At 63.1% G+C, this 11,781-nt stretch carries 15 protein-coding genes; 10 read left to right on the plus strand and 5 right to left on the minus strand.

Annotation, left to right across the window (positions count from 1 at the left end):
* Positions 1 to 53 precede the first annotated feature (53 nt).
* The 5 genes from DTS01S_RS24395 to DTS01S_RS24415 are packed head-to-tail and all read left to right on the plus strand — an operon-like array spanning position 54 to position 2,010.
* A complete protein-coding gene (locus tag DTS01S_RS24395) occupies positions 54 to 446 on the plus strand; it encodes a hypothetical protein (protein WP_061289234.1) in 393 nt (130 codons plus the stop codon).
* A 1-nt stretch (position 447) separates the two neighbouring features.
* Positions 448 to 729, plus strand: coding sequence for a hypothetical protein (locus tag DTS01S_RS24400; protein WP_061289237.1), 282 nt, complete (start codon positions 448 to 450; stop codon positions 727 to 729).
* A gap of 5 nt (positions 730 to 734) precedes the next feature.
* On the plus strand, positions 735 to 1,190 hold the full coding sequence (locus tag DTS01S_RS24405; RefSeq protein WP_061289241.1) for a D-Ala-D-Ala carboxypeptidase family metallohydrolase: 456 nt from the start codon (positions 735 to 737) through the stop codon (positions 1,188 to 1,190).
* A gap of 2 nt (positions 1,191 to 1,192) precedes the next feature.
* Entirely contained in the window at positions 1,193 to 1,453 is a 261-nt protein-coding gene (locus tag DTS01S_RS24410) for a hypothetical protein (RefSeq protein ID WP_061289244.1), read from the plus strand.
* Positions 1,450 to 2,010 carry a DUF2514 family protein gene (locus DTS01S_RS24415; RefSeq protein WP_254787974.1) on the plus strand — a complete coding sequence of 187 codons (561 nt, stop codon included), beginning with the start codon at positions 1,450 to 1,452 and terminating at the stop codon, positions 2,008 to 2,010. Before DTS01S_RS24410 ends, DTS01S_RS24415 begins: the two co-directional genes overlap by 4 nt.
* A gap of 94 nt (positions 2,011 to 2,104) precedes the next feature.
* Here the strand turns inward: DTS01S_RS24415 and DTS01S_RS30675 are convergent, their stop codons facing one another.
* The 4 genes from DTS01S_RS30675 to DTS01S_RS24430 form a co-directional block, all read right to left on the minus strand.
* The gene (locus DTS01S_RS30675) at positions 2,105 to 2,317 is read right to left on the minus strand and encodes a hypothetical protein (protein WP_139223850.1); all 213 of its coding nucleotides are present in this window, start codon (positions 2,315 to 2,317) and stop codon (positions 2,105 to 2,107) included.
* Positions 2,314 to 3,324 carry an SDH family Clp fold serine proteinase gene (locus DTS01S_RS24420; protein WP_217649267.1) on the minus strand — a complete coding sequence of 337 codons (1,011 nt, stop codon included), beginning with the start codon at positions 3,322 to 3,324 and terminating at the stop codon, positions 2,314 to 2,316. The genes DTS01S_RS30675 and DTS01S_RS24420 overlap by 4 nt, the downstream gene beginning before the upstream one ends.
* A 137-nt stretch (positions 3,325 to 3,461) precedes the next feature.
* Positions 3,462 to 4,748: a Y-family DNA polymerase gene (locus DTS01S_RS24425; protein WP_061289251.1), complete on the minus strand. Its 1,287-nt coding sequence runs from the start codon at positions 4,746 to 4,748 to the stop codon at positions 3,462 to 3,464.
* A gap of 9 nt (positions 4,749 to 4,757) precedes the next feature.
* Positions 4,758 to 5,198, minus strand: a complete 441-nt coding sequence (locus DTS01S_RS24430) for a LexA family protein (protein ID WP_061289253.1) — start codon at positions 5,196 to 5,198, stop codon at positions 4,758 to 4,760.
* A 497-nt stretch (positions 5,199 to 5,695) separates the two neighbouring features.
* Here DTS01S_RS24430 and DTS01S_RS24435 point away from each other — a divergent pair, with 497 nt between their 5' ends.
* A complete protein-coding gene (locus tag DTS01S_RS24435; RefSeq protein WP_254787976.1) occupies positions 5,696 to 6,322 on the plus strand; it encodes a hypothetical protein in 627 nt (208 codons plus the stop codon).
* Positions 6,315 to 7,259 carry a nucleotidyl transferase AbiEii/AbiGii toxin family protein gene (locus tag DTS01S_RS24440; protein ID WP_061289257.1) on the plus strand — a complete coding sequence of 315 codons (945 nt, stop codon included), beginning with the start codon at positions 6,315 to 6,317 and terminating at the stop codon, positions 7,257 to 7,259. The genes DTS01S_RS24435 and DTS01S_RS24440 overlap by 8 nt, the downstream gene beginning before the upstream one ends.
* Before the next feature lie 95 nt (positions 7,260 to 7,354).
* Here the strand turns inward: DTS01S_RS24440 and DTS01S_RS24445 are convergent, their stop codons facing one another.
* The gene (locus DTS01S_RS24445; RefSeq protein ID WP_061289258.1) at positions 7,355 to 8,068 is read right to left on the minus strand and encodes a GntR family transcriptional regulator; all 714 of its coding nucleotides are present in this window, start codon (positions 8,066 to 8,068) and stop codon (positions 7,355 to 7,357) included.
* Positions 8,069 to 8,215: 147 nt separating this feature from the next.
* Here DTS01S_RS24445 and DTS01S_RS24450 point away from each other — a divergent pair, with 147 nt between their 5' ends.
* The 3 genes from DTS01S_RS24450 to DTS01S_RS24460 all read left to right on the plus strand — a co-directional run bounded on the left by DTS01S_RS24450 (position 8,216) and on the right by DTS01S_RS24460 (position 11,757).
* Positions 8,216 to 9,172, plus strand: coding sequence for an SMP-30/gluconolactonase/LRE family protein (locus DTS01S_RS24450; RefSeq protein ID WP_061289260.1), 957 nt, complete (start codon positions 8,216 to 8,218; stop codon positions 9,170 to 9,172).
* Positions 9,173 to 9,262: 90 nt separating this feature from the next.
* Positions 9,263 to 10,990, plus strand: a complete 1,728-nt coding sequence (locus DTS01S_RS24455; RefSeq protein ID WP_061289263.1) for an acetolactate synthase catalytic subunit — start codon at positions 9,263 to 9,265, stop codon at positions 10,988 to 10,990.
* Entirely contained in the window at positions 10,990 to 11,757 is a 768-nt protein-coding gene (locus DTS01S_RS24460; protein WP_061289266.1) for an SDR family oxidoreductase, read from the plus strand. Before DTS01S_RS24455 ends, DTS01S_RS24460 begins: the two co-directional genes overlap by 1 nt.
* The last annotated feature ends 24 nt before the right edge of the window (positions 11,758 to 11,781 follow it).

The raw sequence follows: 11,781 nt of genomic DNA on the forward strand, positions 1-11,781 counted from the left end.
TGAAAACAACGTAAACCCGCTTCGGCGGGTTTTTTCATGCCCGAAAGGATCTGATGCCCGAACCCACAACCACTGCCGCTGGCATGGCCACGTTCGCAGGCGCGGCAGTCTCGACGTCTGCACTCACTGCCTTCGGCGTGCCGCTTGGTCTGCACGTCGATCTGCTGCTGGCCGGCTTCTTCGGTGCCCTGGTGAGCATCATCTTGCTCAACACCGTGCCGGGCACTGCGGACACCTGGCGCGAACTGCTGCGCACTTCCGTGCGGCGGCTGGCCGTGGCCTGGGCCTCCTCGATCACGGCTGGCTATCTCACGCCGCTGGCACTGCTCATCGCCAACGTGCCGGCATCGCTGATGCTGTCAATGGCGTTCCTGGTCGGTGCCGGCGCGCAGCGCGTGCTGCTCGCTCTCATGCGCAAGTATTGGCCGCAGGCCGGGGAGAACTGATATGCGAGTTCTCGGCTTTTTTGCTCTTTGGATCTTCGGCTTGGTCGTCCTGGCCGAGGCCCTCAACAAGCTGGAGCGCACGCGGCCGTGCCTGCCAGGCCTGACCAGCAATCAGCGCCTGCTTGCCTGGCTCAAGGCCCTGGCCTGGTGCCTGCTCGCTGCCGCCGGCGCCGGCGCGCTCGTCGCGCCCATCTTCGATTTCCCAGCACCCACGGCTCGCGAACTGTGCATGTTCGCGGGCTTTGTCGTGCTCATCGTTCGTACCCGATTCAAAGAGGGATAGACATCATGCAACTGACCCCCCATTTCAGCCTGGCGGAAATGACCGCCAGCAGCACGGCCCAGCGCCAGGGCCTGGACAACACTCCAACGCCCGAGGCCCTGCAGCGCCTGACGCTCACGGCCGCGATGCTGGAGCGCGTGCGCGCGCACCTGGGCGTGCCCATCGTCGTGACCAGCGGCTACCGCTCGCGCGCTGTCAATGCCGCCGTGGGCGGCGTCACCAGCAGCGATCACGCCATCGGCGCGGCCGCAGACATCGTGGCGCCCCAGTTCGGCGCGCCCTACACCGTGGCCAAGGCCCTTGCGCCGCACGTCAACGCGCTTGGCATAGGGCAAATCATCTATGAGAGCGTTGGCGGCAAGCACTGGGTGCACCTGTCCACGCGCACGCCGGATAAGCCCGTCAATCGGGTGATCACTGTCAGCGGCAAAAGCACGCTGGTGGGCATACAAGAGGTATAGCCATGCATAAATCAACTGCTGGTGCACTGCTGGCCCTATCCCTGGCCGGCTGCACGGTCGTGCCTGCTGGGAGCGCAGTGCAGGCGTGTGCACTGCTCGACATTGCTGCCCGCGAGGCTGATCTTTCCCCGGCCTGGTACATCCGTGCCGGCCAGGTTCTGCACGTCTGCGGCGTGTCCGATGCCCTGGCGCAAGCAGAGCTTGCCGCGTGCGCGGCGCAGGCTCGCAATGGCTACTCCAGCGACTGCGAGGTGCAGCCATGATGGCCCAACTCAAGGCCTATGCCTGGCAGCTTCTCGCCCTGCTGTTGGCCGCATTGCTGCTGTGGCAGAGCGTTGGCCATCTGCTCGCTTTGCGCGTGGCCGACAAGGCCCGCGCCGACCTGGCGACCGAGCGCGCGGCCGCAGCTGCAGCGGCCGCTGCAACATCCGAGCGATATCGAAAACTGGAAGGCACCTACCGTGAAAACCTCGACACCATCGCCCGCGAATCTGGCCAAGCACAAGCCCGCGCTGCTGCTGACACTGACGCTGCCCGCGCTGCTGCTGGCCGGCTGCGCGGCGACCTCGCCAGCTACATCACCGCCCACCGTGCCGCCGCCCAGGCTCGCGCCGCTACCGGACAGTGCGCGCCAGACACCGCAGCCCTCGATCTGCTCGCCGAGCTGCAGCGCCGCGCTGATGAGCGAGCGGGAGAGCTGGCGCGCATTGCTGACGATGCCAGGAGCCGGGGCGGCGCATGTGAACGATCGTACGTGGCAGCCTCGGCGCTAATCGGAGCTGCTGCAGACGGAGGGGCTGTTGCAAGCAGTAGGAACTAGCGTTTGATGGGGGGTAAAGCAATGATGCCGGACCGCTCACGAAAAAGCGCCTCTCTTTGTTGAAGAGAGGCGCTCTCATAGTTGTAAGTGTGGGTCAGGTCTTGCGTCCAACTACACCTGAGATGGACGATTCAGGGTAGTACTGGGTACCGAACATCTGCTGTGTCGGCACAAACACGGTGGCATTCTTCATGAAGTCTGAAAGATTGCCACTGAGAGCGGTGGTCGCCGTCTCAGACGACCCAGTCGCTGTTGAGGGGCGATACAGTTGGCTGGCGTCTGCGGAGCCTCGGAAGTAGTCGTTCATATTTTTCTCCATCCTTCAAAGCGGCGTTGGTCGTGAAGTGCGTCTTGCTGAAAAGGTATTTGCTGCATCGGTGCTCCTGGCTGCTGTACGTTGACCTTGGCTAGGATCCCTTCGGACACGTAGCGATGGCTTCCGAAGCCCACACTTTCGATGACTGCTCGAGGTAGTTCGTAGGCTACCGCCATCGATGCACCCAGCAAGCTATGTGGGTCGAAGGGCTCAAGCAACTTCATCTCCTCGACGTAGCTAGCGTGAAGCTGTTTCAACACTGCATACAACTCGTCGCTAGGGTTCTCGATCTGGAGACCCAATTCTCTTGCTTCGCGTCTGTTGATAGTGTAGTCATGGCTGCCAGATTCGGCGCAGAGAAAATCGATGATTTGTGCGCTCTTTTCCTGGTCTTGCACCTGGCGCACCAGAAGTTTCTTCGCCAAGAAGCGGATCTGCTCCCGGGACCGGAACACGGTTCCCAGCACCAGGGGATGTACTTTGTTCGACAAGTCGATCAGAAGCTGCGTCAGTGACGCTTCTGTTGCTCCGAAACCCTTAGCTGCTTCAAGGTAGCCACGTACAGCTTCAACACTGACCGGGACGCGGACGTGCGGTGCTTGGGGCACTGGAGGGTTAAGTGGATTGTTGACGCTAGGATCGATGGGGCCTAGGGCTGCCTGTTTGGTCATCACGATGCGGTTGGCACCCAGCGAGATGAGCGTGCCAGCACTAAGCGCCTTGGACGGGATGATCACCTCAAGCTCGTCACAGAAGGTGTGTAGCAGATTGATCAGTCGCCAAGCTACAGCCGTGTCACCACCGTTCGTTGTCAGTAGAAGCGAAAGCTTGGGGACAGGGCCTATGTGATCCAAGTGCTGTACAAAAAGATCCACGATCTCGGGAGAAATCTGCGTCTCCAGTTGACGTCGATCTCCTGTGATGTACGAGATGACTGTGGAGCCACGCATTGCGGCAAGGCGTTCAAGTAGAGGCTTTCGTGCTGCAAAAGATGACACTGATCTCACTCCTGATTTGGTCTTTTTGTAACTAATTAATTACAGTAAATCGAATTTTGGCGCGGATGCTATCACAGCGCAAAGAGCCAAGCCTGTGCTTAATTACAGCAGTCGAGGCCGCCGCTCACTGCACAACTTCACGCGCGCACTAGCGGGATGTCTTGCAGGTCAGTGGTGTACCTGGGTGTCCGGCGGTCCTGGCGCATCCCCCAGCCCGATTCCTGCAGCGCGCTGGCCATGCCCACGGTGCCTTTTCCGTATCGCGCGTTGAGGCGGTCCATAGCCTCCATCAGGGGGCTGTGGTCGCGCGCATAGACGTTGGAATCATCGAGCAATGAGGCTTGCTGCACGCCCACCGGCGAGAGATCCAGCAGCATCACACCGGCTTTCGATAGCTGATAACCGGGCTCGTAGATTTGGGCGATCCCGCTCGCAGCAGCCCGCAACAGCAAGGCTGTGTCACTGCTGGGTTGGGGCAGCTGGATGGTGGTGCTGCGGGCAAAGCGCGGGCTGTCGCGGAATGGGCTCGTGTGTGCAAACACATGAACAGCGCCGGCCCGGTGGTCTTGTGCGCGTAGTTTTTCGGCCGCCCTCTGCGCGAAGGTGGACACGGCCTCGACAAGCGGCGCGAGGTCACTGACCGGGCGGCCGAAAGATCGCGTGCAGGCAATCTGCTGCTTGGGTGGTGGCTCGTGTTCCAGGCTCAGGCAGGGCTTACCTTGCAACTCGCGCGCTGTTCGTTCAAGCACCACTCCAAAATGGGCGCGCAGCAGCGACTGCGGTGCCCGAGCAAGGTCCCACGCCGTGAAGATCTTGTGATCCAGGAGGCGCATCTTGATGCGCCGGCCCACGCCCCAGACCTCGCTTACAGGGACACTTTCCAGCAACGACTGAAGCTGTGCCGGCGCGAGCTCGGTCAGGTTGCATACCTGGGCCAGTGAGGCGGGGTAGCTGCCCGGTATTCGCTCTGCATCCTTGGCCACATGGTTTGCAAGCTTTGCCAGGGTCTTTGTGGGGCCGATGCCGATGCATGTGGGGATGCCGACGCCGCGCAAGATGCGGTCACGGATCGCCCAGGATCTACGTGTCACGTCGCGCACCCCTGAAAGCCCGATGAAGCACTCATCAATGCTGTATATCTCTTGCTCTGGGCCGAGGCCAGCCGCGAGAGACATCAAGCGGTCGCTCATGTCTCCGTACAGCACGAAATTTGCGGACAGTGCAACAAGGCCCTGATGAATGCGATGCTTGATCTGAAAGAAGGGCTCGCCCATCTTGATCCCGAGGGCCTTGGCTTCCTCCGAGCGGGCGATGGCGCAGCCATCGTTGTTGCTCAGGACGATTACAGGCAGGCCCTTGAGCGCTGGGCGGAACACGCGCTCGCAACTCACGTAGAAATTGTTGCCGTCCAGCAGCGCGAACATGGCCTGATCTCACAGGGTGCGGAACGACTTGACGGCGCACGTCACAACGCCCCAGATCTCCAACTGCTGTCCTTCTTTCGCTCGAATGTCGGGATAGGTGGGGTTCTCGGGCCGAAGCATCACCTGGTCAAACCGGCTCCACAGCCGCTTGCATGTGAAGTCGCCATCGACCTCGGCGACCACGATATCCCCGTGCTGCGGCCGCAGGTACTTGTCCACAACCAGCAGGTCACCATCAAAGATGCCTGCCCCGGTCATCGAATCACCGCGCACACGCAGGAGGAAAGTGCACTGCGGGTGCTTGACCATGAGCTTGGCTAAGTCCAGCCGTGCGCAGGCAAAGTCTTCAGCGGGGCTGGGGAAGCCGGCTCGCACTGCGCTATCTGGGGCCGGGAGCAGCGAGGGTGCCATGCGGATTTGCACGGGGCTGGTGGTGGTGATGGTGGTCATCGGGGGCTTTCGTTTGCTGTATGAATGTACAGTAAAAACGAAGGCCCGGTAGTCGGTAATCGCTTACATTGTGCGGTCAGTGTTGGCGTAACATTTAGCGTAGCATTTGCGCAAGATAATCAATTTTCTAGAGAGCGTATCCGCCGATGCATCATGGGCGTGTGCGCCGACAGATCAGGGGCCGGAGAGGGCTGTGTGCTTTGCGAGAGGTCGCTCATTGGCTTGGGAATCAACAGGTTGCAGCGGCGCGAAGGTGCCGGGCAAGGCCTGCCTGGATGGCGCGGGGCCGCAGGAAGGCGCGAATGTTCTTGTAGGGTACTTGCCGCCTTCGGCCACCTCAGTCAGAGGTGGGCGCGATGCCGGTGAAGGGGGACATTATTCCACGGGGTGTTGAGCGGGGCTTGGGGATGGTGTTCGTGGCCGTGCCACTGCAGAGCAACGGGTGGAATTGCGAATGCTTTCAATCTCCTGCCGGTGATAGGATGCATGAAACTTCAATGAAAAATCCAGCCATCATGCGTGTCGGCCGTTCTTCTGCTGAACCCTTGCGGGGAGGTGCTGCACTCCTGGCGGAAGAGCTGCGCCCTGGTGGCGTGTACCGACGCGAAGACCTGGCACCGCTTTCCACGGCGGTAGACCGGCATCTGAGTGAGCTGGTGGCTGGCGGAAGATTGAAGAAGTTGGCGCAAGGGCTGTATCACGCACCCAAGCAGTCCGATTTCGGGCCGCTGCCACCTGCTGACGATCAAGTGGTCCAGAGCTTTCTGCGGGACAGCGATTTCCTGTTGTTTTCGCCTTCCGCCTTCAATGCGGTGGGTGTCGGTACCACGCAGCTGTACAACAGCACCTGGGTCTACAACCGCAAGCGGCACGGCATCTTTCGGTTGGGCAATCGTGATTTCGACTTTCGGGTAAAGCCCCGTTTTCCAAAGAAACTCAGCCCCGAGTTCCTGTTCGTGGACTTGCTCAACAACCTGGATGAGCTGGCTGAAGATGGGGAACTGGTTCTTGGGCAGGCGCGCAAAAAGATGCCGTCATTTGATGCCGATCGGCTGCGCCGGGCGATTGAGCGCTATGCCAACGCGGCTACGCGAAAAATCTTGAGGGAGTGGAGCGGTGGCTGATTTTCTTCACGAGCGCAGGGATTTCGACCAACTCCTCTCGTTGGTGGCCGACGAGCGTGGTTTGGCTCCTGTGCTGGTGGAAAAAGACTACTGGATCATGCATTGCCTCTGGGGTCTTCAGGCCCAGGGGCTGCGGTTCGAGCTGAAGGGCGGCACATCGCTGTCCAAGGGCTTCGGTGTCATCCATCGTTTTTCCGAAGACATCGATATCCGCATCGACCCGCCGCAAGGAATGGACGTCAAGACAGGCCGCAATCACGACAAGCCCGCTCACGTCGAATCACGGCGAGCCTATTACGACGCGCTCGCGCAAACCATCTGCATTCCCGGTGTGGTCGAAGTTCAGCGGGATCGCCTGTTTGACGATGACAAGATGCGCAGCGCCGGGATCCGGTTGTTCTACACGCCAAGAACGGCGGCGCTTGCGGGGATCAAGGACGGCATCCTGTTGGAATTGGGATTCGATGACACGGCACCCAATCGCGCAGTGACCATCTCTTCGTGGGCCTTGGAGGCTGCCATGGGGCGCGATATCCCGCTGCGGGACAACCGTGCGGTGAATGTGCCTTGCTATGCACCGACGCACACTTTCGTCGAAAAATTGCAGACCATCTCCACCAAGTACCGCAGGCTGGATGCAAGCCGGGCATTTCCTGCCAACTTCCTGCGGCATTACTACGATGTGTATTGCCTCCTGGGCATGGAGGAAGTGCAGGGCTTCATCGGAACACCGGCCTATCAGCAACGCAAGATCGAGCGGTTCCGTTCCGGAGATGAGCTGGCTATCTCCCTCAACCCGGCATTTGTGCTGGCCGATGCTGCTCAATGCGACCGTTTTGCGCAGGAGTACCGCAAGACACGGGCCTTGTATTACCAAGGACAGCCGGATTTCGACCTTCTTCTGGCCCGCATCCGCGAGCACATCCATGTGCTGTGATGGGCACAGGAATCCTTGATGAAAAAGGACTCAATAGTCCTCATGGTCTTGCATAGGGATGGCCCGCCTGCCTGACGGGCAAGTCTCCGTGTTCCCTAAGCCCGCAGCCCCGCCACCACCCACTCCTGCGGAAACTCCATCCCATCATCCTTGGCAATCTTCCTGAGGATATGCAGGCAGGCGCTTTGCAGGTCCTGCACCACGGCCTGCCGGGCGGCGGGGCCATCCCTTTGCTCCAGCGCATGGATCAGCCGGATGTGGGGATGTTCGGCCGCGCGGGCGTAGGTGCCACGGTACAGGTAGCGCACGGAGGGGCCGCACTTGAGCCACAGCAGGCCGATGAGGCTGGCCAGCACGGGCTGCTGCGCGGCTTCGATGATGGAGAAGTGGAAGCGCTCGTTGGCGATCAGCGTGGCGTCGTCGTCCACGGCGATGGATTTTTCCAGGTCCTGGTGCAGCCGGGTGAGGGTGTCGATGAAGCCCTGGCCCGGATGGCGGCTGGCGGCGGCTGCGGCGGCGCGGCCTTCCAGTTCGATGCGCAGGGCGATGATTTCCACGTACTGCTCCACGCTGAGCACGGGCACGGTGGCCACGCCGCGGTCGTCCAGGTCCAGGGCGCCTTCGGAGGCCAGGCGCTGTATGGCATCGCGCACGGGCGTGGGGCTGATGCCGAACTCTTCGGCCAGGCTGCGGTAGACGAGGCGCTGCGCGGGTTGCAGCTGGCCTCTCACGATGGCGTCACGGATCTGCAGATAGGTTTTTTCGGCAAGGGTCTGATTGGTTCGGATCTGTGAAAAAACGCTGGACATCGGGCCTCCGCAACTGCTTGGGCGCAATGGTACCTCCCGGGGAAGGACGGTTTGTTCATGGCCACGGTGTGTGGCTGTGCCAAGGGCTAACCCTGTAATTGGTGTTTGATGCATCAAGTACCATGCATCATATCCAAGGGAGGGTGCATGCGGACATACAGGTTGGAAAAAGCAGAACCAAGGATTCGTGAGCTGGCCGACGGCCTGGAGTTTCCCGAAGGCCCGGTGGCCATGCCCGATGGATCGGTCGTGCTGGTGGAGATCGCCAATGGCGGGCTGACCCGGGTGACGGCCGATGGCACAAGGCGGCAGCTCGTCCACCTGGGCGCGGGCCCGAACGGTGCCGCCATAGGCCCCGGCGGCAAGCTGTTCATCTGCAACAACGGTGGCTTCCAGTGGCACCGCAGTGTGGAGCATGGGCTGCGGCCCATAGGCCAGGCCAACGACTATTCGGGCGGGCGCATAGAGGCCGTGGACCTGGCCTCGGGCCAGGTCGAATGCCTGTACACGCAAAGCGGCAGCGGACCCTTGAAGGGGCCCAACGACCTGGTCTTCGACCGGCATGGCGGGTTCTGGTTCACCGACCACGGCAAGGTGCGGCCGCGTGAGGTGGACCGGGGCAGCGTCTGCTACGCGCTGGCCGATGGCAGCGCCATCCGCGAAGCCGTCTTCCCGCTGTGGTCGCCCAACGGAATCGGTCTTTCTCCCGATGAGAAGACGCTCTATGTGGCGGAGACCTTCACGGGGCGGCTGTGGGCCTTCGACATCGGCGAGCCCGGGCACATCCTGGCCCGGCCCTGGCCCGATTCGCCCAATGGCGGGCGGCTGGTCTGCCGCCTGCCGGGCATGCAGAACATCGACTCCCTGGCCGTGGATGCCGAAGGGAACATCTGCCTTGCCACGCTGGGCGAGGGCGGCATCACCGTGGTCTCGCCAGCCGGGCAGGTGCTGCACAGGGTCGAGCTGCCCGACCCCATGACGACCAACATCTGCTTTGGCGGCAAGGACCTGAAGACGGCTTTTGTCACCCTGTCTTCCACGGGGCGGCTGGTGGCGCTGGACTGGCCGTGTCCTGGATTGCCTTTGAATTTCCTGAATAGATAAGTTCCCCCTGGCTTCCCTTTCCGTATCGCTGGCGATTGTCATGGCGAGGGAGCCGCTACGCCTTTTTTTGTTGAACGGAAACCGCAACCCATGTCGAAACCCCTGAGCAACCCTGGATTGAACAAGCAGGACACCGTAGGCCACCTGGTGGCCCGGGTCCTGAAGCGGCACGGCATCACGCAGTTCTTCGGGCAGAGCCTGCCCAGCATGTTCGTGCTGGCCGCCGAGGAACTGGGCCTGCGCCAGATCGCCTACCGCACCGAGAACGCGGGCGGCTACATGGCCGATGCCCATGCCCGCATGAGCGGCAGGCCGGCCGTGATCACCGCGCAGAACGGGCCGGCCGCCGCGCTGCTGGTGGCGCCGCTGGCCGAGGCTTTGAAGGTCTCCATCCCCATCATCGCGCTGGTGCAGGACGTGGCGCGCGACCAGACCGACAGGAACGCCTTCCAGGACCTGGACCACATGGGCCTGTTCAAGCCCGTGACCAAGTGGGTGCGCCGCGTGGACCAGGCATCGCGCGTGGAGGACTATGTGGAGCAGGCCATCATCGCCGCCTGCAGCGGCCGGCCTGGCCCCGTGGCGCTGATGCTGCCGGCCGACCTGCTCACCGAGCCTGCCCAGCCGTCCGGCGTGCCCCGGCCCGCTGCACTGGCCCGCTTTCCGCTGGACCGCGCCGTGCCCGAACGGCAATTGCTGGAACGGGCCATGGGCGCGCTGCTCCAGGCCCGCGCGCCGGTCATCGTTGCCGGTGGCGGCGTGCACATCTCGGGCGCCAGCGAGGCACTGAGCGCGTTTGCCGATGCGCTGAGCCTGCCCGTGGCCACCACCAACATGGGCAAGGGCGCCGTGGCCGAGACGCATGAGCTGTCGCTGGGCGTGGTCGCCAACTGCCTGGGGCCCAATGGCTCGGGCCGCTACCTGAAGGATTTCGTGTCCGGGGCCGACGTGGTGTTCCTGATCGGCAACCGCACCAACCAGAACGGCACGGACAGCTGGACGCTGTACCCGCGCGATGCGCAATTCATCCATCTCGATATTGACGGCCAGGAGATAGGGCGCAACTACGACGCCATGCGCCTGGTGGGCGATGCGCGGCTGGCGCTGCAGGCCATGCTGGACATCGCCGGGCCGCTGGATCTGTCGGCCCGTACCGGCCAGCGCGCTGCACTGGCCGCACGCATTGCCAAGGGCAGGGAAAGGCACCGACAGGAATCAGCCGAAGTGCGCCTGTCCAGCGCCGCACCCATCCGGCCCGAACGCATCATGCATGAGCTCGACGCCCTGCTGACCGCCGAGGACACCGTGGTGGCCGATGCCAGCTACTCCACGCTGTGGGTCACCAACTACCTGACCGCGCGCCGGGCCGGCCAGCGCTTCATCACGCCGCGCGGCCTGGCGGGCCTGGGCTGGGGCATGCCCATGGCCATGGGTGCGCGCCTGGCGCAGGACGGCGGCCAGGTGTTCTGCCTGGTGGGCGACGGCGGCTTCGGCCATGTGTGGTCGGAGATGGAGACCTGCAGGCGCATGGGCATCAAGGTCATCACCGTCCTCATCAACAACGGCATCCTGGGCTACCAGAAGCATGCCGAGCACGTGAAGTTCGGCGAGCACACCTCGGCCGTGAACTTCAGCGGCGTGGACCATGCGGCCATCGCACGGGCCTGCGGCATCCACGGCGTGCGCGTGGAATCGGCCGATGCCATCGCCCCCGCGCTGCGCGCCGCCATGGCTGCCGAAGAGGCCACGCTGATCGAGGTCATGTGCACCGAAGACGCCTTTCCCCCCATCACCTTCTACACGCCGGAGAGCCACTGATGAGCGCGCCTGAGAACTTCCCCATCCGCACGGCCCTGGTGACCGGCGCCGCACGCGGCATCGGCCTGGCCACCGCCATCGAACTGCTGCGCGACGGCCGCCGCGTGGTGCTGGCCGACCTGGCCGCGCCCGACCTGGATCGGGTCCCGCAGGAACTGCGCGCCAGGGCCAGCGCCGTGGTGCTTGATGTCTGCGACGAGGCGGCCCGCCAGCGCGTGGTCGGCGACATCGTGCAGCGCCACGGCGGCGTGGACATCCTGGTCAACAACGCCGGCATCAGCCTCAAGAACGCCAGCGGACAGTCCAACGGCATCCTCGAAGTGGGGCTGGGCGAGGTGCAGCAGATCCTGGACGTCAACCTGCTGTCCATGCTGCGCCTGTGCCAGCTGGCGCTGCCGGGCATGAAGCAGCGGCTCTGGGGGCGCATCGTCAACGTGTCCTCGCTGGCCGGGCGCGGCAAATCCATCGTGGCCGGCCCCGCCTACATGCTGAGCAAGTCCGCCGTGCTGGGGCTGAGCCGCTCCATCGCCTCGGAGATGGGCCAGTACGGCATCACCACCAACTGCGTGGCGCCGGGCCGCATCCTGACGCCAATGGCGCAGCAGGCCGGCGACGAGGTCAACCGCCGCTATGCGGAGCAGATCCCGGTGCGGCGCCTGGGCGAGGCGGCCGAGGTCGGTGCTGCCATCCGCTACCTGTGCAGCGAGTCCGCAGGCTTCACCAATGGCGCGGTGATCGACGTCAACGGCGGCTTCTTCATGAATTGAGGAAGGACGACCCCCTGAGCGGCT

This window comes from Delftia tsuruhatensis NBRC 16741, assembly GCF_001571325.1.
In the GTDB taxonomy this organism is placed as follows: Bacteria; Pseudomonadota; Gammaproteobacteria; order Burkholderiales; family Burkholderiaceae_C; genus Comamonas; species Comamonas tsuruhatensis.